The sequence below is a fragment of the Pseudomonas sp. B21-056 genome (assembly GCF_026016325.1).
Lineage (GTDB): Bacteria > Pseudomonadota > Gammaproteobacteria > Pseudomonadales > Pseudomonadaceae > Aquipseudomonas.
Window position 1 is genome coordinate 3,967,588 of the sequence record NZ_CP087203.1, and the last position, 23,318, is coordinate 3,990,905.

Annotated in this window: 17 protein-coding genes and 1 pseudogene; 6 read left to right on the forward strand and 12 right to left on the reverse strand. The window is 62.6% G+C overall.

The genetic code is table 11. The annotated features are described in order from the left end of the window. Positions 1-18: 18 nt before the first annotated feature. From iolD to LOY67_RS16620, 5 genes are all read right to left on the reverse strand, one after another. Entirely contained in the window at positions 19-1,950 is a 1,932-nt protein-coding gene (gene iolD / locus LOY67_RS16600) for a 3D-(3,5/4)-trihydroxycyclohexane-1,2-dione acylhydrolase (decyclizing) (protein ID WP_265063524.1), read from the reverse strand. Between the two features lie 145 nt (positions 1,951-2,095). Further along, entirely contained in the window at positions 2,096-2,917 is an 822-nt protein-coding gene (locus LOY67_RS16605) for a TIM barrel protein (protein ID WP_265063525.1), read from the reverse strand. 58 nt (positions 2,918-2,975) lie between these two features. Continuing rightward, positions 2,976-3,785 carry a 5-deoxy-glucuronate isomerase gene (gene iolB, locus LOY67_RS16610; protein ID WP_265063526.1) on the reverse strand — a complete coding sequence of 270 codons (810 nt, stop codon included), beginning with the start codon at positions 3,783-3,785 and terminating at the stop codon, positions 2,976-2,978. Further along, positions 3,782-4,675 carry a myo-inosose-2 dehydratase gene (gene iolE, locus LOY67_RS16615; RefSeq protein WP_265063527.1) on the reverse strand — a complete coding sequence of 298 codons (894 nt, stop codon included), beginning with the start codon at positions 4,673-4,675 and terminating at the stop codon, positions 3,782-3,784. Before iolE ends, iolB begins: the two co-directional genes overlap by 4 nt. Before the next feature lie 233 nt (positions 4,676-4,908). After that, entirely contained in the window at positions 4,909-6,846 is a 1,938-nt protein-coding gene (locus LOY67_RS16620; protein ID WP_265063528.1) for a bifunctional 5-dehydro-2-deoxygluconokinase/5-dehydro-2-deoxyphosphogluconate aldolase, read from the reverse strand. Between the two features lie 309 nt (positions 6,847-7,155). Here LOY67_RS16620 and LOY67_RS16625 point away from each other — a divergent pair, with 309 nt between their 5' ends. Further along, entirely contained in the window at positions 7,156-8,076 is a 921-nt protein-coding gene (locus LOY67_RS16625) for a MurR/RpiR family transcriptional regulator (RefSeq protein WP_258625041.1), read from the forward strand. 202 nt (positions 8,077-8,278) lie between these two features. Here the strand turns inward: LOY67_RS16625 and hcnC are convergent. From hcnC to hcnA, 3 genes and pseudogenes are all read right to left on the reverse strand, one after another. Continuing rightward, positions 8,279-9,569: pseudogene (hcnC, locus tag LOY67_RS16630) on the reverse strand (cyanide-forming glycine dehydrogenase subunit HcnC). After that, positions 9,562-10,971, reverse strand: coding sequence for a cyanide-forming glycine dehydrogenase subunit HcnB (hcnB, locus tag LOY67_RS16635; protein ID WP_265063529.1), 1,410 nt, complete (start codon positions 10,969-10,971; stop codon positions 9,562-9,564). The pseudogene hcnC and the gene hcnB overlap by 8 nt, the downstream one beginning before the upstream one ends. Then, positions 10,968-11,291 carry a cyanide-forming glycine dehydrogenase subunit HcnA gene (gene hcnA, locus LOY67_RS16640; protein ID WP_265063530.1) on the reverse strand — a complete coding sequence of 108 codons (324 nt, stop codon included), beginning with the start codon at positions 11,289-11,291 and terminating at the stop codon, positions 10,968-10,970. The genes hcnB and hcnA overlap by 4 nt, the downstream gene beginning before the upstream one ends. A gap of 289 nt (positions 11,292-11,580) precedes the next feature. On the opposite strand from hcnA, the gene LOY67_RS16645 reads away from it, so the two are divergent. After that, the gene (locus tag LOY67_RS16645; protein ID WP_265063531.1) at positions 11,581-12,264 is read left to right on the forward strand and encodes a response regulator transcription factor; all 684 of its coding nucleotides are present in this window, start codon (positions 11,581-11,583) and stop codon (positions 12,262-12,264) included. Continuing rightward, positions 12,242-13,627, forward strand: coding sequence for a sensor histidine kinase (locus LOY67_RS16650; RefSeq protein ID WP_265063532.1), 1,386 nt, complete (start codon positions 12,242-12,244; stop codon positions 13,625-13,627). Before LOY67_RS16645 ends, LOY67_RS16650 begins: the two co-directional genes overlap by 23 nt. Before the next feature lie 72 nt (positions 13,628-13,699). Here the strand turns inward: LOY67_RS16650 and LOY67_RS16655 are convergent, their stop codons facing one another. From LOY67_RS16655 to LOY67_RS16670, 4 genes are all read right to left on the reverse strand, one after another. Continuing rightward, positions 13,700-13,948: a DUF1652 domain-containing protein gene (locus tag LOY67_RS16655; RefSeq protein ID WP_265063533.1), complete on the reverse strand. Its 249-nt coding sequence runs from the start codon at positions 13,946-13,948 to the stop codon at positions 13,700-13,702. A gap of 241 nt (positions 13,949-14,189) precedes the next feature. Next, positions 14,190-15,674 carry a helix-turn-helix transcriptional regulator gene (locus LOY67_RS16660; protein ID WP_265063534.1) on the reverse strand — a complete coding sequence of 495 codons (1,485 nt, stop codon included), beginning with the start codon at positions 15,672-15,674 and terminating at the stop codon, positions 14,190-14,192. 97 nt (positions 15,675-15,771) lie between these two features. Next, on the reverse strand, positions 15,772-17,055 hold the full coding sequence (locus LOY67_RS16665) for a Zn-dependent hydrolase (protein WP_265063535.1): 1,284 nt from the start codon (positions 17,053-17,055) through the stop codon (positions 15,772-15,774). A gap of 125 nt (positions 17,056-17,180) precedes the next feature. Next, a complete protein-coding gene (locus LOY67_RS16670; protein WP_265063536.1) occupies positions 17,181-18,659 on the reverse strand; it encodes an NCS1 family nucleobase:cation symporter-1 in 1,479 nt (492 codons plus the stop codon). A 380-nt stretch (positions 18,660-19,039) separates the two neighbouring features. Between LOY67_RS16670 and hydA the strand changes: the two genes are divergently transcribed. From hydA to preA, 3 genes are all read left to right on the forward strand, one after another. Beyond that, positions 19,040-20,479 carry a dihydropyrimidinase gene (hydA, locus tag LOY67_RS16675; RefSeq protein ID WP_265063537.1) on the forward strand — a complete coding sequence of 480 codons (1,440 nt, stop codon included), beginning with the start codon at positions 19,040-19,042 and terminating at the stop codon, positions 20,477-20,479. 153 nt (positions 20,480-20,632) lie between these two features. Beyond that, complete coding sequence (locus tag LOY67_RS16680; RefSeq protein ID WP_265063538.1) at positions 20,633-22,000, forward strand: NAD(P)-dependent oxidoreductase; 1,368 nt, start codon at positions 20,633-20,635, stop codon at positions 21,998-22,000. Then, positions 22,001-23,275 (forward strand): NAD-dependent dihydropyrimidine dehydrogenase subunit PreA, encoded by a 1,275-nt coding sequence (gene preA, locus LOY67_RS16685; RefSeq protein WP_265063539.1) that lies wholly within the window; start codon positions 22,001-22,003, stop codon positions 23,273-23,275. It abuts the gene before it with no gap. Positions 23,276-23,318: the final 43 nt, after the last annotated feature.

A 23,318-nucleotide genomic window follows, 5' to 3' on the forward strand; every position in this document is an offset into this window, starting at 1 on the left:
AACTCCTTGTTGTTGTGATCAGTACTGACGGGCCTGGGCCAGTCGTTCATTGAGGGCCTTGGCCACTGCGTTGGTGCGGGCGCTGGTGGAGACCTGCGCCACGCCGACCCGCCACCACGACAGGTAGCCGTGGATCATGGTCTTGGGCAGGACCTTGATGTCGATCAGGGTCGAGACCGTTTGCAACCGTGCATCGGCCAGGGCCGCGTGCAGTTCGTCGAGGGTCTTCACCTTGTAGGTCTTGCAGCCGTAGGCCGCCGCGCTCATGGCGAAATCCACCGGCACGAAACCGCCGTCGAGCTTGCCGGTGTCCGGGTTGCGAAAGCGGAACTCGGTGCCGAAGCTGTCCATCCCGTTCCCCATCTGCAAGTTGTTGATGCAGCCGAACGTCATGTTGTCCAGCAGCACCACGTTGATCTTGCGCCGCTCCTGGATCGAGGTCGCCAGCTCCGAATGCAGCATCATGTAGGAGCCGTCTCCCACCAGGGCGTACACCTCTTTATCAGGTTCGGCGAGTTTCACCCCCAGCGCCGCATTCACCTCGTAACCCATGCAGGAATAGCCGTACTCGAGGTGATAGGTATTGACGCCCTTGCTGCGCCAACTGCGTTGCAAATCACCGGGCAGGCTGCCGGCGGCGGCGACGATGATCGCGTCGTCCGCCAAGGCTTCGTTGAGCGTGCCCAGCACACGACTCTGGGTCAGGCAGGAACCGGTGAGTTCGATGAACTCGCGAAACACCGCCGGGTCCATGCCGTCGTTGATTTCCGGGACGAAATCCTCGGCCTGATAATCAGCCTGGTAGACCCGGTCCACCTCAGCCTCCAGTTGGCCCTTGGCGTCGGCGATCCGCCCGCCCCAGCCGGCACGATAGTCGCCCAGGGCGGCAGACAATGCCTCCAGGCCTGAACGCGCATCGGCCAGCAGCTGCACGCCATCGAGTTTCAGCGCGTCGCATGGGCTGATATTGAGGTTGAGGAACTGCACATCCGGGTGCTGGAACAGCCATTTGGAGCCGGTGGTGAAATCGCTGTAGCGCGTACCGATGCCGATGATCAGGTCCGCTTCCTTGGCCAGCAGGTTCGCCGCCAGGCAACCGGTTTCGCCGACACCGCCGACGTTCAGCGGATGACTGGACACCACCGCGCTCTTGCCGGCCTGGGTCTCGGTAAAGGGAATGTCGAAGCGTTCGGCAAAGGCTTGCAAAGCAGCGTTGGCGCCGGCGTACTTCACCCCGCCGCCACAGATGATCATCGGCTGGCGCTTGCCCTTGAACAGCGCCAGGGCATCGCCGAGCATCGCCGCGGTGGCCGGACGGCGGTCGATGCGATGCACGCGCTTGGCCAGGAAATAATCCGGGTAGTCATAGGCTTCGGCTTGCACATCCTGAGGCAGCGCCAGGGTCACCGCGCCGGTTTCGGCCGGATCGGTGAGCACGCGCATGGCCTGGATCGCGGCGCTCATCAGCTGTTCGGGACGGTTGATCCGGTCCCAGTATTTGCTCACTGCCTTGAACGCATCGTTGGTACTGATGCTCAGGTCGTGGAACTGCTCGATCTGTTGCAGCACCGGGTCCGGTTGGCGGCTGGCGTAGACATCGCCGGGCAACAGCAGCAGCGGAATGCGATTGGCCGTCGCGGTGGCCGCCGCGGTCAACATGTTCGCCGCGCCGGGGCCGACCGATGAGGTGCAGGCGTAGATCTTGCGACGCAGGTTCTGCTTGGCGAAACCAATGGCGGCGTGGGCCATGCCCTGTTCGTTGCGGCCCTGATGGACCACCAGGTCGCCGCTGTCCTGCTCCAGCGCCTGGCCCAGGCCCAACACGTTGCCGTGGCCGAAAATGGTAAAGACCCCGGCGACGAACTTGCTCTGGACGCCGTCGACCTCGACGTACTGGTTATCGAGGAATTTCACCAGGGCCTGGGCCATGGTCAGTCGTGTTGTGGACATGCTTGCACCTTGTCTGGAATGCAGATCCCTGTGGGAGCGAGCCTGCTCGCGAAGCGGTGGGTCAGACAACATCACTGTTGAATGTGAGATCGCTTTCGCGAGCAGGCTCGCTCCCACAGGGGTGTTCATCATGTTGGAAGTTGTGTCAGGCCTGTGAATCCTGCAAATGGCTCATGCTCGCCCCCAACGCCTGACGGATGTCGGCCAGTTCATGGACGCTCTCGGCGAACGGTTCGAAGGACAAGTAACCGTCATAGCCACCGGCCCGCAGCGCCTCGATCTGCGCGGCGTTGCCGAGGATGTCGGCCTTGCCCACCAACACCCGGTGGCCGTCGCGGATCGTCGCCAGCGGTGCCTGGGCATCCTCCACGCCGGAGATGTGCACCAGCCCGGTCAGCTCGGGGAAGAACACCTGCTCACCCGCCAGATGGTGGTGAAAGGTGTCGTGCACCAGACGGAACACATCCAGCCCGCCGATGGCCTTGATCGCGTCCACCGCCGTCTCCTTGCGGCGCAACGAACACTCCTCGAACCCCAGGGGTTCGATAAAGCCGTAGATGCCGAAGGCTCGCAAAATCGGCGCCAGTTCGCTGAGCGCCGTGCGCAGCCCCGCCGCGCGCTCGGCCTCGCTGCGTGGGTCGGCGCGGTCGTTGAGCGGGCACATGACCAGGCCCTCGGCACCACATTCGCGAGCATAGTCGGCCAGCCGCACGGCCTGGGCACGCCGCTCCTCGTTCCACACGTCGAAGGGATAAAGCGCGTTGATCGACAACACCTTGATGCCCCGCTCTTCGCACAACTCACGCACGTGAGCAGGCGCCATGCCGTTCTCGATCTCGACGCCCTTCAGGTCGTTGCGGATCTCGATGGCATCGGTTTTCAAAGCCAGGGCCAGATCGATGAATTCGGGCAACGCCAGGCGCGGGGCGACCATTCGGTTCAAGGCAAAACGCAGGGGCTTGTTCATGTTGTTATCCCTCCAGTGTCCATACGAAACGGCTTGGGTGAGTGGCAGCAAACGGTATTCAGAGATCCAGCAGCCAACTGTGCTGCGGGTCGTTATGGAACTGCCAGACCCGCTTCGGGCCGGCCATGACGTTCAGGTAGTACGATTCGTACCCGTAGGGCACGCTGACCGGGTGGTAGCCCTTGGGTACGACTACCAGGTCGCTGTTTTCCACGGCCATGGCCTGGTCGATGCTGCGGTCGTCGGTGTAGACCCGCTGGAACACGAAGCCCTGGGACGGGTTGACCTGGTGGTAATAGGTTTCTTCCAGGAAACTCTGATGCGGCAGGTCATCGGTGTCGTGCTTGTGGGGCGGATAGCTCGACGAGTGACCCGACGGCGTGCGCACCTCCACCACCAGCAGCGAATGGGCCGGTTCGCTGTCCGGCAGGATGTCGCAGACGTAGCGGGTGTTCGCCCCCTTGCCGCGCACGCTGCGCTTCATGCTGTCCGGGCGGATCAGCCGTGGGCCGTAATCGTTCTGGCGGGAACCCGGCGCGGCACACACCGCGACCTGCACGTCACTCAAGGCGATCACCTGGGCCTGGCTGCCGGGTGGCAAGTAGGCGGCATAGGGCGATTTGTCCTCGAAGACCGACTGGCGATCGCCGAGGTTGTCCCACGCGAAGCTGCCCTGCCCCGGTGCTTCACCCTTGAGGCTGATGCGACCACTGAGCAGCACCAGGCACAGCTCCTTGTCACCGGCGGCCACCGGCAGGGTTTCGCCGAGGCTCAGGCGATAGGCGGCGAAGCCGACATATTCCAGCTCACCCGGGGGCAATTGGACCATGGTCCGGCCACCGGACTGGCTTTTGATCAACAGACTCATGACGAACTCCTTTCCTGCAACAGGGCGCGCAAGGTGTCGTAGCCCTTCTTGGCGTAGGCATAACTCGGCGCTACAGCCGGGTCCTGTTCGGCTTCCACCACCAGCCAGCCCTGGTAATCGGCGGCCAGCAGCACGTCCAGCAACGCGGCGAAATCAATGTCGCCGTCCCCCGGCACGGTAAAGGTGCCGTTGACGATGCAATCCGGGAAGCTCCAGAGATGGTTGCGCGCCAGTTGCACCACCGGCTTGCGCACATCCTTGAAGTGCACATGGCAGACCCGCTCGATGTGCTTGCGCAGGACCTGCAACGGCTCGCCGCCGCCCATGTAGCAGTGGCCCGAGTCGAACAGCAGGCCGACCTCACTGCCGGTCAGGGCCATCAACTTGTCGATGTCCGAGGGTGACTCGACATAGGCCCCCATGTGGTGGTGATACGCCAGGCGCACGCCCTGGGACAAGGTGAAGCGTGCCAGTTCGGTCAGCTTGTCGGCATAGGCCTGCCAGGCGTCGTCAGTGTGGAAACGCGGCCGCTCGATCAGCGCAATGCGCTGGCCCTGGATGGAGTCGGCGACTTCGCCATAGACCAGCACCGTCGCGCCGTTTTGCGCCAGCAACTGCACATGGGCGGCAATCGCGTCGATTTCCTCGGCCGCCGAGCGCCGGGCCAGGCGACTGGAATACCAACCGGACACCAGCGCCAGGTCATAGGGACGCAACACATCGCCGACGCCCTTGGCGTCCTTGGGAAACTTGCCGTTGAGCTCGAAACCTTCGTAACCGATGGCCTTGCCTTCGCTCAGCGCAGTGCTCAACGGCGTCTCACCGCCCAGGGACGGCAAGTCGTCGTTGCTCCAGGAAATCGGGTTGATGCCAATTCGAATAGCGGGCATGGCTGCACCTTTTATTGTTTTCTCTGATATTCAACCGAGCCCCCGTGGCGAGGGAGCTTGCTCCCGCTCGGCTGCCCCCTGTAGGAGCTGTCGAGCGAAGCGAGGCTGCGATCTTTCCCCTGGCACTTGAGTCCCAAGCGAAAGATCAAAAGATCGCAGCCTCGCTTCGCTCGACAGCTCCTACAGAATCCAGCGGGAGCAAGCTCCCTCGCCACAAAAGCCTTTTACTGTCTTCACGCCCGCGCAGCACGCCACGCCTCGATCAATTCCACAAACGTGCCCTGCACCTGCCGGATCAGCGTTTCATCATCGATTTCCCCCGCCAGCCAGGCCCGGCTCGGCTCCTGGAAAATCGTGCGTCCCACGGCAAACCCGCGACAAGTCGTGCTCTGGCTGGCCTGGCGAAACCCTTCGGCCAGCGTGGAGGCCGGGGCGTTGAGGCCCAGCAACACCACGCCCCGGCAGTACGGGTCACGCTGCTGGATCAACTCGTCGAGTTGCTTCCATTCCTCCGCCGTCTGGGCTTCGATCTTCCACCACGCTGGATAGATCCCCAGGTTGTAGAGGCGCTTGAGCGCGCGGTACAGCACGTCCGGGTGCGGCGATGGATGATCCTTCGGTGGAATGACCTCCAGCAGCAATTCATGGCCGCTGACCTGGGAGGCCTTGTAGAGCCCCATCAGTTGCGCCTCCTGCTCCAGGCGCAGCAGCGGTTCGTCATCGGGGTGGAATTGCACCAGGCACTTGATGATTTGCTCGCTGGGCCAGGCGATCAGGCTGCTGCCTATGGAACGCCCGTGTTCGAACGCCAGCGGCCGCGAGCCTTGCACTTCCACCGGCCGTGCGACCCACCAGCCGCGCCCGGTGGCGGCGTTCAACGAGTCCTGGCCGAAACGCTGATCGGCCAGCAAGCCGACATCGGCCTCGATGCCCTGGCGCCGCAGGTCAGCTTCGACCCGTTCCACCGCCTGGACGAACAGTTGCTTGAGTGCACCGATGCAACTCAGGTCCCGAGCGCCCTTTTGCGCCAGTTCCACCAGTTGCCAACGATGATCAAAGGCAAATATGAACAGTTGTTTCCAGGCCTTGCGTGGCACGCTGACCTGATGCAGCCGTTGCAGCACGAGGTCCTGGTCCGGGCGGGTGATCGGCACCGGGCTGTCGAACAGATAGTCGAGCTCAACCCGGGTCGGCATCGCCGGCGCACAGCCGTGACGCGACACCACCAGGCCACCGCAGGCGTTGGCCAACTGGCAGCAGCGCTCATCACTGGCGTCCTCCAGCCAGCCGGCGAGGAAGCCCGACATGAAGGCATCGCCGGCGCCCAGTACATTCAGGACTTCAACGCGGACACCCGGATAAATGGCACCGTCCTCAAGTCGGGCCGGAATGGCGCCGTGAATCACCGTGCAACCCTGCGGGCCGAGCTTGACCACCAGGGTGGCCGCGGTCAGCGAGCGGACAGTGCGCAGCGCCGTCAGCAGATCTTCGCTGCCGCCGGCAATCAGGAACTCTTCTTCGGTGCCGACGATCAGGTCGAAACGCGGCAGGATGCCCTGCACATGCTGGCTGGTTTTCTGGTCGGCAACGAAACGGGTTTCCCCATCGGCCTTGCCCGTCAGCCCCCAGAGCACCGGCCGATAGTCGATGTCCAGTATGCGTTTGACGTTGTGCTTAGCGGCATGGTCCAGCGCCTGGAGGCTGGCCTGGTAGACGCCTTCGGTGGAGAAATGAGTGCCGGTGATCAGCAAGGCCTTGCTCGACGCAATGAAAGCCTCGTCAATGTCTTCGGCGCGCAACGCCATGTCGGCGCAGTTTTCCCGGTAGAACACCAGGGGAAAGGTTTCCCGATCCTTGATACCCAGCAAGACCAGGGCAGTCAGACGCTCAGGATCAACCTTGATGCCGCTGACATCGCAGCCTTCGCGTGCCAGGGATTCCACCAGGAAACGGCCCATGTGGTCATCCCCTACCCGGCTCAACATCGCTGACCTGAGCCCAAGTCGCGCGGTGCCGAAGGCGATATTGGCAGACGAGCCGCCCAGGTATTTGGCGAAGCTCGACACATCTTCCAGCCGCGCCCCGACTTGCTGCGCATACAGGTCGACGCCCAGGCGCCCCAGGCAGATCACATCCAATTGACGCCCACTGGCAAAACGAGTCTGGCCCATGCTGGCTCCTGTTATTTTTATCAGCCTGCGTTCGCTGCCGGACCGGCGCCAACGCTCTTGGTGGGCTCAGACTAAAACGAGCGAGGACCAATAATCAATAATTATTCTATAAATTTTTTATGTGGAATATTTTTTCCAATAGACTGCAAATCAACCGTGTCAGACGCAGTGCGTCGTTTCAGTCATGGATTGCGACGTTACCCGTCATGATTTTCCCTGCGCCTACGCGGTAGACTGCAAGCAGCCAACTTATTGTCGAGGGCCGGCCTTTACCGGACGGCCTATAAGAACAAGCCAGAAGGATTATCTATGACCCGCCCCGATCTGCCGGCGCCATCCGAGCGCGCGTCCGAGGCCGCCCTCGCCAGCCCCCCGATCAATGCCGAGCGTCTGTTGCAACTGATCACCGATGAATATGAAAGCCTGCCGCGCCAGCTCAAACGCATTGCCAGCTACATGAGCCAGCAAAGCGACCGGATCATGGTGGATCGCATCAGCGACATCGCCCGCGAATGCGAAGTGCATCCGTCGGCCATCGTGCGTTTCTCGCAACGGTTCGGGTTCAGCGGGTTCAGCGAAATGCAGGCGTTGTTCCGCGAGGCCTACACCCACAAGACCACGCCGGTGCAGAACTACCAGCAACGCATCCGCAGCATGATCGCCAACAAGTCGCAGAAGGCCAGCGGCGGTGACCTGGCCCGTGAATGCATCAATGCCACGCTGTCGGGCATCGAGCGGCTTGGGCTGGAACTGGACGACCAGGCGTTCGACAAAGCGGTCGACCTGGTGGTCAACGCCGACAACATCTATGTGGTGGGCGTGCGGCGCTCCTTCGCGGTGGCCGATTACCTGGTCTATAACCTGCAGCACACCAACAAGCGCATTCACCTGGTTTCCGGGCTGGGCGGCAGTTATCGCGAGCAGATGCGCAGCGTACGGGCCAACGACCTGGTGATCGCCATCAGCTTCACGCCCTACGGCAAGGAAACCCAGCACTGCCTGCGCATCGCCCAGCATCACCAGGCCAAGACGCTGATCATCACCGACAGCAACCTGTCGCCCCTGGCGAAACGGGCCAACACCGTGCTGCTGGTGAACGAAGGCAGCTCCTTCGCCTTCCGCTCGCTGAGCGCCACCCTATGTCTGTGCCAGGCACTGTTCATCGCCGTGGCTTATCGGCTGGAACTCAAGGTCGATGAGATCCATGAACAGGTGGGGTTCGAGGATTGACGCCCAACACCCTTCCCACAGGGTCCTGAGGTGATCGCAGACTTGGCGTTCACTGCAAATCCCCTGTGGGAGCGAGCCTGCTCGCGATAGCGGTGGATCAGCTTGCGTCGATGTTGTTTGTGCCGCCGTCATCGCGAGCAGGCTCGCTCCCACAGGGTTCCCAGATGGCTGCAAATGTTGTGTTCACAACAGGCTCGCTGCCTCAGGCCATCTGCACTTCCTTGTCTTCAGCAACCCTCGTCGCCACCTCGAAGCGGTCTGCCAGGAACGGCGTGATATCCAACGGTAATGGCTCGTTGTTCACCAGTTTGTCCAGCAAGACCCCAGTAATGGCCGAGGTCAGGATGCCCGTGCGGAAATGCCCGCAGGCATTGAGATAACCTTCCACCCCTTGCATCGGCCCCAGGATCGGTAATTCATCGGGAGAGCCCGGGCGCAGGCCGGCCCAGGTTCGCTTCAGGTTGATGTCGGCCAACTGTGGGATGCAACGCACCGCGCCCTGCACCAATCCCTCGATCTCAGGGTAGGTGGTGGTCACGTCGAAGCCCTTGTCTTCAGTGGTGCTGCCGATGAGGATTTCGCCGTTGTCTTTCTGCGCCACGTAGCAGTCGCTGGTGGTCAGGCACCCGTTGAGGAGCTTCGGCATGCGCTCGGTCAGCAGGATCTGCCCCTTGACCGGTTTGACCGGAATCCGCACGCCGGTGGCCTGCTCGCTCAGGTCCGCCGCCCAGGCTCCGGTGGCATTGATCAGGGTCCGGCAGTTGAAGGTGCCGGCCTCGGCGGTTTTTTACCCCGGTCACCCGCGCCCCGCTGCGCAACACCTCGGTCACGTGGGTGTTGAAGTGCAGGTCGACACCATTCTGCCGGGCACCTTCGGTGTAAGCGTCGGCCAGCCTGAACGGACTGACCTGGTGATCGCACAGGAATTCCAGCGCTCCCCGGGCTTCGTGGCTGACGCTGGGCTCGGCCTCGCGCAGGGCGGCCTGGTCAAGCCAGCGCACCTGATCGGCCAGGTGGGGAATGCAGGCGACGATGTGCTCGGCATACAAGCGGTCTTCATCGTCGTAGATCACGAACTTGAGTCCGGTTTCCTCGAATTTGATATCCATGCCGTGGTTGTCCAGTAACTCCCGGTGCAACTGGGGGTACATCGCGTTGGACTGCAAGGCAAAGTCGAAGAACGACTGGGGCAGGATATGCGGCGTGCTGGCATCCACCGCCACGGCGGCACTCTGGTTCCGGATGGGGGTCTGGCGCTTGCGATTGGCCGACATCATGCGAAAGAAGATCACCCCGCAACCCAGCCCCACCGACTCGCCAATGGCCCACAGGCCGCCGGCCGAAGCGCGGGTCGCGTTGCCGGGACGCTTGGCGTCGATCAGGGCGACTTTCAGGTGCTTGCGCTTGGACAGTTGGTAGGCACAGGAGGCGCCGATCACGCCGCCACCGGCGATGACGACGTCGTAGTCCTTGATCCCTGGATGTTCAATCATGCCCGGCAGCCTCCATGGCAACATTACGGAACGCTGAAAACGGTATCGGATCGATCGGGAAGCGTGGCCGTAGCCAGCCGACGTCGGCACGCCCGGTGGCTTCGCGCAGGCGGTCGCTGCAATACCCCACGCACATCCGCCCCTGGCAATCGCCCATGCTCACACGGGTGCGCATTTTCAGACTGGCCATGTCCTGCACGCCCTGCTCCAGGGCCCGGTCGATGTCGGCGCGGGTGGCGTGTTCACAACGGCAGATCACCGTATCGGCAGCCGGCAGCGCAGTTTGTCCAGCACCGCGCCGGGTGTAGCGGTCCACGCCCGCACGGAAGCGGATGATCCGGTCCAACTGCGCCTGATACTGCCCTCGACGCTCGAGGGCGGCACGGCAATCCAGCACATTGCGTTGCATCAGGATCGACAGCGCGGCAATCCGCCCGCTCAGCATGGCGGCTTCACCGCCGCGAATCCCGCCCATGTCACCGGCCAGATGGATGTGCGCCTCGCTGCTCTGCTGCCAGGCATCGGACACCGCCCGCAGGTAGCCATCGTCGCTGAAACCATGGTCCAGGCCCATCTGTTGGCTCAACTGGGTACGCGGGATGAAACCGTAGCCGACCGCCAGCGTCTGGGCCGGCACCTGTTCGGCCCGTTCGAGATCGGGCTCCCAGGTGCTGGAATACGGCGCGACGGTGACCATGTCCAACTCGCCCTCGCCATGGGCCTGCACCACGCCCCAGCCATAGCGCACGGGTATGCGATGGCGCCTGAGGTAGGCGAGCATGCTCAAACCGTCGAGAAAAAGCTGCGGCTTGTTCAGCAATGCCAGGCTTTCCCTGGCGATCCTGCTGAATGCACAAGCCTCATAGACACCGGCCACGGCCACGCCCGAGGCGTGCAGCTGACATGCCACCAGCGGCAGCAACGGACCGGTACCCGCGATCAGCACCGGGCTCGGCGGCTTGACCACCCCGCTCTTGATCTGCAGTTGCAGGCCACCCAGCAGCATCACCCCCGGCAAGGTCCAGCCGGGAAACGGCACGCTGCGTTCATGACAACCGGCCGCCAGGACCAGATGGGAATAGCCGACCTCGCGCACGCGCTCATCGGCATCCAATAGCATCAGTGCCCGGAACCCTTCGGCCCCGATGACGCGGTGGTTGAGCCGGACGTCGATCAGCCCGGCGTGCTGCTGGAATTCGCCATGGAGCTTTTCCAGGGCTTCGCTATAGCGCGGTCCCAGGTAGTCGAGGCTGACGCCATCGCGCAACGGCCCCCGATACACCACGCCGCCCAGGCGCGGTGCCTCTTCAAACAAGGTACACCGCACCCCATGGGCGGCCAGCTCGATGGCGGCCGCCATACCCGCCGGCCCACCGCCGACAATCACCGGATCGAGGTTCATGGCGCCTCCGTTTCGGCGATGCGGTTGGTCCGGGTTTCGATCTGCATGCCGGGGCGTACCTGGGTCTGGCAGGCGCGGCGCTTGTGGCGGCCGTCGATCCTGACCAGGCAGCATTGGCAGACGCCCATGCCGCAATACGCACCGCTGATCTGGCCATGATCGTTGCGGGCCACCTGGCGTTGGCCCTGGGACTGGATGACGGTCAGGACGGTTTCCCCCTGGGCGGCATTGACGACCCGCCCGTCCAGGTGCACCGTCATGTCGGGCCGGGTCAACGGCTGGATATCGAATTTTTGGCGTAGAAAGTCTTGAGGCTGCATGATGCTGCTCTTCCTTGATGCTTTTAATGAAAGACCGGTGAGGTCTCGGCTCCTTGCGGCACACCATCACCGGTTAGCGTCAGTACCCGACAGCGACAGCGCGCCAAAGCAGGGCAAGACGCAACATAATCGTGCGCACGACATTCATGTTAGGGATTATTTGTGACCAAGTGTTGATCCAGGCCAGGGAAACCGCTTGCCCGTCCATGAACTTTTTTTCAGAAAGCCGACAGGTTTTCTTTGGCAGAATGCTGCGCAATGGCATCAATTTCTCAACTCGGTACCGCCCATGAACCGCATCCTGACCATCGAAGACGACGCCGTGACCGCCCGTGAAATCGTCGCCGAGCTGACCCGTAACGGCCTGAACGTCGACTGGGTCGACAACGGTCGCGAAGGCCTGGAACGAGCGGTGAGCGGGGATTACGACCTGATCACCCTCGACCGCATGCTGCCCGAGCTCGACGGCCTGGTGATCGTCACCACGCTGCGCACCATGGGCGTGGTGACGCCGATCCTGATGATCAGCGCCCTCTCCGATGTGGATGAACGTGTGCGTGGCCTGCGGGCCGGCGGTGACGATTACCTGACCAAGCCGTTCGCCACCGATGAAATGGCTGCCCGTGTCGAAGTGTTGCTGCGACGCAACAATGGCGCCCGGGAACCGGAAACCATCCTGCGGGTGGCCGATCTGGAACTGGATCTGATCAGCCGCGAAGCCAGTCGCAACGGGCAACTGCTCAGCCTGCTGCCCACGGAATACAAACTGCTGGAATTCCTGATGCGCAACTGCGGGCAGATTCTTTCACGCATGATGATTTTCGAGGAAGTCTGGGGCTATCACTTCGACCCCGGCACCAACCTGATCGACGTCCATATCGGTCGCCTGCGCAAGAAAATCGATCCGCCAGGCCTGGAACCGCTGATTCGCACCGTGCGGGGTTCCGGCTATGTCATTGCTGAACCCCGCTAAGGGCTGGCGCTCCTCCAGCAGCCGCCTGCTGGCGCTGTACAGTGCGCTGTTCGTGCTCTGGAGCGCGATCCTGATGGGGGTGATGTACTACGAGGTATTCGGCTACCTCGACAGCCTGGCCAAGCACTCCCTGATGCAGCGTCAGCACCTGTTCGCCCGCATCCATGGCGATCAACTGGAAGACGCGCTCATGGCCAGCCTGACCCTGGACGACCGTGGCGTCGACGCCTATGGCCTGTTCGACCCTCAGCTGCGGCATCTGAGCGGACCGATCCTGCGGATTCCCACCGACCTGCCGCTGGACGGCAGAATCCACCTGCTGGGCGATTGTGTCGACTCCGACGAGCCGGGCGTGCCCTCCGACAGTTGCGACGCCGTGGCGACCCGGACCCAGGACGGGCGCTGGCTGGTACTGGCGCGGGACAATGGCTCGCTCTTCGCGGTGACCCGCATCATCCTCCATGCACTGCTATGGGGTGTGTCGCTGACCATTCTGCCGGGAATCGCCGGTTGGCATCTTTTGCGCCGTCGACCGTTGCAGCGCATCCGTAAATTGCAGGCCAGTGCCGAAGCCATCGTGGCCGGCGACCTGACCCACCGCCTGCCGCTGTCGAGCCGGCGGGATGAGCTGGACATGCTGGCGGCAATCGTCAATGCCATGCTCGACCGCATCGAGCGCCTGATGAACGAGGTCAAGGGCGTGTGCGACAACATCGCCCATGACCTGCGCACGCCACTGACCCGTCTGCGCGCCCAGCTTTACCGCATCCAGCAGCAAGCCGCGGATGGCTCGCCCGAAGCCTTGCAAATGGATCAGGTGATTGCCGAGACCGATACCCTGATGGCGCGGTTTCGAGGCTTGCTGCGGATCTCCGAACTGGAAGACCAGCAGCGCCGCTCGGGTTTCGTGCGGGTCGACCCGCTGCAGTTATTGCAGGAGTTGCATGACTTCTACCTGCCCCTGGCCGAGGAAGGCGAGCTGACCTTCAGCCTCGAAGTGCCCGAGACTCTGCCCTTGCTCAATGGCGACCGGGCCTTGCTGTTCGAAGCGGTGTCGAACCTGCTGAGCAATTCCATCAAGTTCACCCCGGCGGGAGGCAAAGTGATCCTGCGGGGGATCGACCAGGGCGACAGCACCCGCATCGAAGTGCTCGACTCCGGCCCCGGCATTCCGGAAGCAGAGCGCAAGGCCGTGTTCCGCCGCTTCTACCGGGCCGAAGGCAGCAGCCACCATGGCGGCTTTGGCCTGGGCCTGTCGATCGTCGCGGCGATCGTCAATTTGCACGGGTTCACGTTGGAGGTGGGCAACAGCGAACATGGCGGCGCGCGGTTGGCGCTCGATTGCCGGGCGACGTTGTTGTAAGGATCAAACCCAGTCCACCTGTGGCGAGGGGATTTATCCCCTCGCCACAGAAGACTGCATTCACTTGATTATCTACACGGGATCGTTGCGATGCCCTGGGGTGTTATGCAGCTCATAGCGTAATTCGTCGATCAGCTTCGCCAGGCTTTCTTCCGAGCGAACGCTGTCGAGGTTCAAGCCACTCACCACCAAGTCCACCTCCCCGCTTTCGCGGTGATAGAGCCGGACGGTCAGGGTGCCGTCGCCATTGAGGCTGCACTCGCAGGACAGCGGCGAGAAACTTTCTTCGAGTCGGGTGCGCAGGGGGGCCAACTGGGTCATGGGCTGCACCTCAACGCAGGAAACACAAAGGAGCGGCAAACAACACCGGGCTCCCGGTTCCAGCAGACATCCTGTCAATGGCATGTTGGTTTCGATCACTACACATTACGGCGTATTCCTTGACTGTTTCCTGGGGACGCGGCAGTCATCTGATACCGGCGCACCATCACATCCTAAGCAGCCGCCTGTCCGCCAGATACCCGAATTTGCACTAGTCGGCCCGGTGCATTTGCACCGGCCATTATGGTGCCTTCATGCTCCAGTCATTCCCGAACAGGCCCCGCTCCCGGGCCCAGACAATAGCCTCGCTGCGGCTATGAACATCCAGTTTCGAGTACAGCGTAGCGACGTGATTTCGCACGGTATTGGGCGCCAGTTTAAGGCGCGCGGCGATCTCCTTGTCCGCCAGGCCCTGGCAGATAAGCCCCAGCACATCACGCTCGCGGGCGGTCAGTTCGGTGTAGGAGGTACTGGGCAGTTGGGTGTTGATGCTCTTCACATTGGCCAGCTTTTCAATCAGCGTACGGCTGAACCAGGAAGCATCCTTCATCACCTCCTCAATCGCCGCCACCAGTTCCAGGTGCGAGCGCTTGCGTTCGGTGATGTTCACCAGGACCAGCAGATAACAAGGCTGGTCCTGGATGATCACGGTGTCGGCCGCCACTTCGCAGTCGATCAGCTCGCCGCCCTTCTTGCGCACCTTGACGTCGACATTGGACACCGCGGTGGTCTTCTCCAGGCGAGCAAACAGCGTGGCGCTGGCGTCCTTGTCGAGAAAGCCGATCTCGTCCACAGTCTTGCCGAAGAGCTCTTCACTGGCGTACCCGGTGGTCTGCAAAAAGGCTTCGTTGATTTCCAGCAACAACTGTTCGGCGCTGCACACCACGGTCGGCACGGGGGACAGGCGAAACGACTTGGCAAAGCGCTCCTCGCTCTGGCGCAGCGCCGTTTCAGCCTTGCGGCGCGGCTCCATGTCCATGAAGGAAAACAGCATGCAATCTTCATCGTGCAGGTCCAGTGGCTGGCCGGCGACGATCACTTGCTTGCTGGTCCCTTCCGGCAACCTCAACTCGGCCTGCATCTGCGGAATGGTCGCGCCCTGCCCCAGGCGTTCGATGGCCAGCTCACGGCGTTCGGCGGCTTCGAGCACGTCCAGTTCATACACTGAACGACCGATCACCTGCTCGCGGCTGTAGCCGGTCATTTCCAGGAAGCCCTGGTTGACCTTGATGTAGCGCAGGTCGCTGAGGCGGCAGATCACCGCCGGTGCCGGGTTGGCGCCGAAGGTTTTCTCGAAACGCTGCTCGGCGCTGGCCCACTCCGTGGCGTCGCTGAGAATCAGCACCAGCAGCTCCGGTGCGTCGTTGCGATCGGTCAGCACCATGCTGCGGATGCGGTGGACCCAGGTGCGGTCCGGATCGGCCACGGGGGTGACCTCCACCAGCACATCGCTGAACTCATCGCCACGGGCAACCCGGGCGATCGGATAGTTGTCCGCCGTCAGCGGATGGTTATTGCGATAACGCAAATTGAAGCGCCGCGCATACTGCCGGGCGTTGGCACCCAGCTTACCGAGGTCCTTGACCCCATGCATGTTCAGCGCGGCCTCGTTGGCCCAGGCGATGGTCTGGTCGACTTCGATCAACATCACACCGTCCGACAGCCCGGCGATGATTTGCAGCAGTTGACGGCGATTGGTCTCCGTGGTCGGGACGTCCGGGCTCATTGGGTCTCCATGGGGTCAGAAGCGCATGGAGGTTACGACCGTCCGTGGTCGTCGTGCGTTCCCTTGCCGGCGCCGGCAAAACCGCTGATCGGCCCGGTCAAGCCGCCATGCGCCCTTCGGCGATGGCCTGGGAGGCGGCCAGCATTGCCCGCAGCAATACCGCACAGCCGGCGGCGAGGTCGTCGGGGGCGGCGTTTTCGATTTCGTTGTGGCTGATCCCGCCTTCACAGGGCACGAAAATCATGCCGGCCGGGCCCAGTTCGGCCAGGAAAATCGCGTCATGGCCGGCGCCGCTGACGATGTCCATATGGGACAGGCCCAGCCCCTGGGCAGCACCGCGCACGGCTTCGACACAACCCGGGTCGAAATACAGCGGCGGGAAGTCGGCGGTGGGGGTCAGCTCATAGGTCAGGCCGTGTTGCCGGCAGGTGTCTTCGATGACTTGCTTGACCTCGGAGATCATCGAATCCAGTCGCGCCGGTTCCAGATGCCGGAAATCCAGGGTCATGCGCACTTCGCCCGGAATGACATTGCGCGAGCCCGGGTAGGCTTGCAGGCAACCGACGGTCCCGCAGGCGTGGGGTTGATGGCCGAGGGCGGCACGGTTGACGGCGCCGACGATGATCGAGGCGCCCACCAAGGCGTCCTTGCGCAGGTGCATCGGGGTCGGACCGGCGTGGGCCTCGACGCCCCGCAGCGAGAGGTCGAACCACTTCTGCCCGAGGGCGCCCATGACGACGCCGATGGTCTTGCGCTCGTCTTCCAGGATCGGTCCCTGTTCGATGTGCGCCTCGAAATACGCCCCCACCGGATGACCGGTGACCTGACGAGGGCCGGCATAGCCGATGGCATTCAGCGCCTGCCCCACGGTGATGCCTTCGGCGTCAACCTTGGCGAGGGTTTCTTCGAGGGTGAATTTTTCCGCGAACACCCCGGATCCCATCATGCACGGTGCGAAGCGCGAGCCTTCTTCGTTGGTCCACACCACCACTTCCAGCGGCGCTTCGGTTTCGATGTTCAGGTCATTGAGGGTGCGCAGCACTTCCAGCCCGGACAACACGCCGAAACAACCATCGAACTTGCCGCCGGTGGGTTGGGTGTCGATGTGGCTGCCGGTCATCACCGGCGGCAGGATCGGATTGCGCCCCGGGCGCCGGGCGAAAATATTGCCCACTGCATCGATGCTGACGGTACAGCCGGCCGCCTCGGCCCACTGCACGAACAGGTCCCGGGCCTGGCGATCCAGGTCGGTCAGGGCCAGCCGGCACACGCCACCCTTGACCGTGGCGCCGAGTCGGGCCAGGTCCATGAGCGACTGCCAGAGGCGGTCGCGGTTGATGTGTTGATGGGTGGATTGCAGGACGTCGATGGCGGCGTTCATGGGGGAATCTCCTTTTTTCCAGGCATTATTCGGTGTATCCGAGGCCGCCATCGCGAGCAGGCTCGCTCCCACAAGGGAATGCATTTCAAATGTGGGAGCGAGCCTGCTCGCGATGGGGCCCTCCTCTACACAGCAGATTTAGCGACGGATGGGCTCGCACGCAAACCGCACAACCCGTAATAAATCACCCCACCCAGCACCGAGCCGGTGAACCAGCCGTAGCTGTAGAACCAGTTGAACGCATCGCTGCCCAGGGACAGCAGCGTCAAGGCCACCGGCACGCCGAAGGCGATGAAACCGTTCCAGTTCCACGCCGGGTAGACGTCGTCGCGGTACAACCCGGCCAGGTCCAGTTGTTGTTTCTTGATCAGGAAGTAATCCACCACCATGATCCCGGCAATCGGCCCGAGCAGGCTTGAATAGCCCAGCAGCCAGTTGGAATACACCGATTCAAGGCTGACGTCGGAGACGATCCAGCCGAGCTTTTTCAGCAGCTCATGGGCCATCAGCGCCAGCCCCACCAGCCCGGTCAACATCACCGCCTTGGAGCGACCGATCAGCTTGGGCGCCAGGTTCTGGAAGTCATTGGTGGGCGAGACGATGTTGGCGGCGGTGTTGGTCGAGAGCGTGGCGACGATGATCAGCACCATGGCCAGCGCCACCCACAACGGGCTCTGGATGTGCCCGATCAAGGTCACCGGGTCGGAGACGGTCACGCCCACCAGTTTTTCCGAGGCAGCCGTCATGACCACGCCGAGGGAGGCGAACAGGAACATGGTCAACGGCAACCCGATGATCTGCCCCACGACCTGGTCCTTCTGGCTCCTGGCATAACGGCTGAAGTCTGGAATGTTCAACGACAGGGTTGCCCAGAAACCGACCATGGCCGTCAGCCCGGCAAGGAAGTAGCCGGTCACGCCGGCCCCCTCGGGCCGTTTGGCCGGGACCGCCATCAGCTCGGTCAGGGAGACGTTGGGCAAGGCCCACACCAGCAGACCGGCCCCCACCAGCACCAGCAGCGGCGCGGACAGGGTTTCCAGCCATTTGATCGATTCGGCGCCGCGCAGCACCACCCAGAGGTTCATGACCCAGAACATCATGAAGCCGAGTACCTCGCCCGTGCCCCCCAGGCTCTTCCAGCCTTCGAACACCGAACCGAGAAACAGGTGGATCGCCAGCCCGCCGAACATCGTCTGGATGCCGAACCAGCCGCACGCCACCAGGGCGCGGATCAGGCATGGAACGTTGGAACCGATGACCCCGAAGGACGAGCGCAACAGCACCGGAAACGGAATGCCGTACTTGGTCCCGGCAAAGGCATTCAGGGTCAGGGGAATCAACACGATAATGTTGGCAAACAGAATCGCCAGCAGCGCCTCGCCCACCGTCAGGCCGAAATAGGCGGTGAGCACGCCACCAAGGGTATAGGTCGGCACACAAATCGCCATGCCGACCCACAGGGCAGTGATGTGCCACTTGTTCCAGGTTCGCTCGTGCACCTTCGTCGGTGCGATGTCGTGGTTGTAACGAGGGCTCTCGAGCACGTCGCTGCCGGCTTCAAGCTCAAACAACCCGTCGCGCTCGGTCACAGTTGATCTGGTCATGTCCGCTCCACTGTTTTCATTATTTTTGCTCATCGACGGGGCGATGGCCGGAGGACTTGCAGTAAGGCACGCGTGCTACCACGGCTCAACGGCGATCAAGCCGCTGATTTGCCGTAACAAATCTCGCTCAAATAACGATCCTGTCAAGCTCGTCAAAATGACCTGGAAGCGCATAATCCTGCTGTTTTTTATACTTAATCGTTAATTTTCAATCAATTAGTTAAAAAACAGGCTTATCGAAAATAATCTTGCTCATTTCAATATCTCCAACTAGCGTCTAATCCTGACAGCAGTGACAGGAACATCCTTTCGCTGCACGCCGTGATCGATACAACAATCAAGAACCGACAACAGTCGGTCATGCCTGCGAGGAACTCGGAATGTCTCTGTTGATCCGTGGCGCCACCGTGATTACCCATGATGAAAGTTACCGCGCCGATGTGTTCTGCGCCGACGGCGTGATCAAGGCCATCGGCGAAAACCTGGATGTTCCGGCCGCAGTCGAAGTGCTCGATGGCAGCGGTCAATACCTGATGCCCGGCGGCATCGATCCCCATACCCATATGCAGTTGCCGTTCATGGGCACGGTCGCCAGCGAAGACTTCTTCAGCGGCACGGCCGCCGGCCTGGCCGGGGGGACGACATCGATCATCGACTTCGTGATTCCCAATCCCCAGCAGTCGCTGATGGAAGCCTTCCACCAGTGGCGCGGCTGGGCCGAGAAAAGCGCCAGCGACTACGGTTTTCATGTCGCGATTACCTGGTGGAGCGAGCAGGTTCGCGAGGAAATGGCCGAGCTGGTCAGCCAGCACGGCGTGAACAGCTTCAAGCATTTCATGGCCTACAAGAACGCGATCATGGCCGCCGACGACACCCTGGTGGCGAGCTTCGAGCGCTGCCTGGAACTCGGCGCGGTGCCCACCGTGCACGCCGAGAACGGCGAGCTGGTCTACCACCTGCAACGCAAGCTGTTGGCCCAAGGCATCACCGGGCCCGAAGCCCACCCGCTGTCGCGGCCTTCACAGGTGGAAGGCGAAGCCGCGAGCCGGGCCATCCGCATTGCTGAAACTATCGGCACGCCGCTGTACCTGGTGCACGTCTCCACCAAAGAGGCGTTGGACGAAATCACCTATTCCCGCAGCAAAGGCCAACCGGTCTACGGTGAAGTGCTGGCCGGGCACCTGCTGCTGGACGATAGCGTCTATCGCCACCCCGACTGGCAGACCGCCGCCGGCTACGTGATGAGCCCGCCCTTCCGTCCGCGCGGGCATCAAGACGCGCTGTGGCACGGCTTGCAATCGGGCAACTTGCACACCACTGCCACCGACCATTGCTGCTTCTGCGCCGAGCAGAAAGCCGCTGGCCGCGACGACTTCAGCAAGATCCCCAACGGCACCGCCGGCATCGAAGACCGCATGGCCGTGCTCTGGGACGAAGGGGTCAACAGCGGCAAATTGTCGATGCAGGATTTCGTCGCGCTGACCTCCACCAACACCGCGAAGATCTTCAACCTCTACCCACGCAAAGGGGCGATCCGCGTCGGTGCCGACGCCGACCTGGTGCTCTGGGACCCCCAGGGCAGCCGTACGATTTCGGCCAAGACCCACCATCAGCAGGTGGATTTCAACATCTTCGAAGGCAAGACCGTGCGCGGCGTGCCCAGCCATACCATCAGCCAGGGTCGGCTGGTGTGGGCCGCGGGTGACTTGCGGGCCGAGCGCGGCGCCGGGCGCTATATCGAACGACCGGCGTATCCGGCGGTGTTCGATTTGCTGAGCAAGCGAGCTGAGTTGCACAAGCCGACTGCTGTGAAACGCTGAAATCGAGGCCTTCGGCCTATCGCGAGCAAGCTCGCTCCCACAGGGGACCGCATTTCAAATGTGGGAGCGAGCCTGCTCGCGATGAGGCCAGCACAGGCCCCAAAAAACACTGCCCACCAGAGGCAGCACCTCAAACACCGTGAGGCCCATTCCATGATCCAGCCCTTGAGCCACCTCCCCCATTCCCTGGAAGACCCGACCACCCTCGCCGCCCGCTTCAGCGACCTGGCACCACCACTCAACGCCCGACAGGCCCATCTGGAAGCGTCCCGGTGCCTGTACTGCTACGACGCCCCCTGCGTGAACTCTTGCCCGAGCGACATCGATATTCCTTCGTTCATTCGCAACATCCACCAGGACAATGTCCAGGGCGCGGCCCAGAAGATTCTCTCGGCCAACATCCTCGGCGGCAGTTGCGCCCGGGTCTGCCCTACGGAAATCCTCTGCCAGCAAGCCTGCGTACGCAACAACAGCCACGAATGCGCCCCGGTGTTGATCGGCCTGTTGCAGCGCTACGCCGTGGACAATGCCCACTTCAGCGAACACCCGTTCAAACGGGCTGCCGCCACCGGCAAGCGTATCGCCGTGGTCGGTGCCGGCCCGGCGGGCCTGTCCTGCGCTCACCGCAGTGCGATGCACGGCCATGACGTGGTGATTTTCGAAGCCCGGGACAAGGCCGGCGGCCTCAATGAATATGGGATCGCCAAGTACAAGCTGGTGGACGATTACGCCCAGCGCGAACTGGACTTTCTGCTGGAGATCGGCGGCATCGAAATCCGTCACGGTCAGAAGCTGGGCGAGAACCTCAGCCTGAGCGAACTGCATCAACAGTTCGATGCGGTGTTCCTCGGCCTCGGCCTCGCCGCCAGCAAACAACTGGGCCTGAGCGACGAGCAGGCGCCGGGGCTGCTGGCCGCCACCGAGTATATCCGCGAGCTGCGCCAGGCCGACGATCTCAGCCAATTGCCGTTGGCCGACCGCTGCATCGTGCTCGGTGCCGGCAACACCGCCATCGACATGGCCGTGCAGATGGCCCGCCTCGGCGCCCGCGACGTCACTCTGGTCTACCGTCGCGGTCTGGAGGACATGGGCGCGACTGGTCATGAGCAGGACATCGCCAAGGCCAATCAGGTCCGCCTGCTGACCTGGGCCCAGCCGCAACAAGTGCTGCTCGACGAGACCGGACAGGTGCGCGGCATGAGGTTTTCCCGCACCCATCTGGAAAACGGTCGACTGGTCATCGATGCCGAAACCTTCGAGCTGCCCGCCGACGGCATTTTCAAGGCCATCGGCCAGGCCTTCGACGCGGACGCGCTGGCGGACCCGCTGGCCCGGGAGCTCAAGCGCCAGGACGGACGGATCCTGGTGGACGAACAACTGCGCACCAGCGTTCCCGGCGTGTATGCCGGCGGCGATTGCACCAGCCTGGACCAGGACCTCACCGTACAGGCAGTGCAACACGGCAAGCTCGCCGCCGAGGCGATCAATGCCCAACTCATGCTCAACGTGGAGGCTGCGTAAATGGCCGATCTGTCGATTGTCTTCGCCGGCATCAAAGCCCCCAACCCGTTCTGGCTGGCCTCCGCCCCGCCCACCGACAAGGCCTACAACGTGGTCCGCGCCTTCGAGGCCGGCTGGGGTGGCGTGGTCTGGAAAACCCTGGGGGAAGACCCGGCGGCGGTGAACGTGTCGTCGCGCTATTCGGCGCACTTCGGCGCGAATCGCGAGGTGTTGGGCATCAATAACATCGAGCTGATCACCGACCGCTCCCTGGAGATCAACCTGCGGGAAATCACCCAGGTGAAAAAGGACTGGCCAGACCGGGCGCTGGTCGTGTCGCTGATGGTGCCCTGTGTCGAAGAGTCGTGGAAACACATCCTGCCGTTGGTGGAAGCCACCGGTGCCGACGGTATCGAGCTGAACTTCGGCTGCCCCCACGGCATGCCGGAACGGGGCATGGGTGCGGCGGTCGGCCAGGTGCCGGAGTACGTCGAACAGGTGACCCGCTGGTGCAAGACCTATTGCTCGTTGCCGGTGATCGTCAAGCTCACGCCGAACATCACCGACATCCGCGTCGCCGCCCGGGCGGCCCATCGCGGTGGCGCGGATGCGGTGTCGCTGATCAACACCATCAACTCCATCACCAGCGTCGACCTGGACCGCATGGTCGCACTGCCTACGGTCGGCAGCCAGAGCACCCATGGCGGTTACTGTGGCTCGGCGGTCAAGCCCATCGCCCTGAACATGGTCGCGGAAATCGCCCGTGACCCGCAGACCCGCGGCTTGCCCATCTGCGGCATCGGTGGCATCGGCAGTTGGCGCGACGCCGCGGAATTCATCGCCCTGGGCAGCGGCGCGGTGCAGGTGTGCACGGCGGCGATGCTGCATGGTTTTCGCATTGTGGAAGAGATGAAGGACGGCCTGTCACGCTGGATGGACAGCCAAGGCCACGCCAACCTCCAGGCGTTCTCAGGTCGTGCGGTGGGCAACACCACCGACTGGAAGTACCTGGACATCAATTACCAGGTCATCGCAAAAATCGACCAGCAAGCGTGCATCGGCTGCGGCCGCTGCCACATCGCCTGCGAAGACACTTCGCACCAGGCCATCGCCAGCCACAAGCAAACTGACGGAACGCGAAAATATGAAGTGATCGATGAAGAGTGCGTGGGCTGCAACCTGTGCCAGATCACCTGCCCGGTGCAGGATTGCATCGAGATGGTGCCGGTGGAAACGGGCAAGCCGTTTCTGGATTGGGATCATGATCCGCGTAATCCCTATCATGTAGCGGTTTGAGATTTGACGCGTCTGGGCTGACGCCATCGCGAGCAAGCTCGCT

Bases quoted from the DNA above. Each gene is read 5' to 3' on its own strand.
- iolB (WP_265063526.1), bottom strand. From the start codon at position 3,785: ATGAGTCTGTTGATCAAAAGCCAGTCCGGTGGCCGGACCATGGTCCAA.
- LOY67_RS16645 (WP_265063531.1), top strand. From the start codon at position 11,581: ATGAACCGCATCCTGACCATCGAAGACGACGCCGTGACCGCCCGTGAA.
- preA (WP_265063539.1), top strand. From the start codon at position 22,001: ATGGCCGATCTGTCGATTGTCTTCGCCGGCATCAAAGCCCCCAACCCG.
- iolE (WP_265063527.1), bottom strand. From the start codon at position 4,675: ATGCCCGCTATTCGAATTGGCATCAACCCGATTTCCTGGAGCAACGAC.
- LOY67_RS16655 (WP_265063533.1), bottom strand. From the start codon at position 13,948: ATGACCCAGTTGGCCCCCCTGCGCACCCGACTCGAAGAAAGTTTCTCG.
- LOY67_RS16650 (WP_265063532.1), top strand. From the start codon at position 12,242: ATGTCATTGCTGAACCCCGCTAAGGGCTGGCGCTCCTCCAGCAGCCGC.
- LOY67_RS16605 (WP_265063525.1), bottom strand. From the start codon at position 2,917: ATGAACAAGCCCCTGCGTTTTGCCTTGAACCGAATGGTCGCCCCGCGC.
- LOY67_RS16660 (WP_265063534.1), bottom strand. From the start codon at position 15,674: ATGAGCCCGGACGTCCCGACCACGGAGACCAATCGCCGTCAACTGCTG.
- hcnA (WP_265063530.1), bottom strand. From the start codon at position 11,291: ATGCAGCCTCAAGACTTTCTACGCCAAAAATTCGATATCCAGCCGTTG.
- hydA (WP_265063537.1), top strand. From the start codon at position 19,040: ATGTCTCTGTTGATCCGTGGCGCCACCGTGATTACCCATGATGAAAGT.
- LOY67_RS16625 (WP_258625041.1), top strand. From the start codon at position 7,156: ATGACCCGCCCCGATCTGCCGGCGCCATCCGAGCGCGCGTCCGAGGCC.
- iolD (WP_265063524.1), bottom strand. From the start codon at position 1,950: ATGTCCACAACACGACTGACCATGGCCCAGGCCCTGGTGAAATTCCTC.
- LOY67_RS16670 (WP_265063536.1), bottom strand. From the start codon at position 18,659: ATGACCAGATCAACTGTGACCGAGCGCGACGGGTTGTTTGAGCTTGAA.
- hcnB (WP_265063529.1), bottom strand. From the start codon at position 10,971: ATGAACCTCGATCCGGTGATTGTCGGCGGTGGGCCGGCGGGTATGGCG.
- LOY67_RS16665 (WP_265063535.1), bottom strand. From the start codon at position 17,055: ATGAACGCCGCCATCGACGTCCTGCAATCCACCCATCAACACATCAAC.
- LOY67_RS16620 (WP_265063528.1), bottom strand. From the start codon at position 6,846: ATGGGCCAGACTCGTTTTGCCAGTGGGCGTCAATTGGATGTGATCTGC.
- LOY67_RS16680 (WP_265063538.1), top strand. From the start codon at position 20,633: ATGATCCAGCCCTTGAGCCACCTCCCCCATTCCCTGGAAGACCCGACC.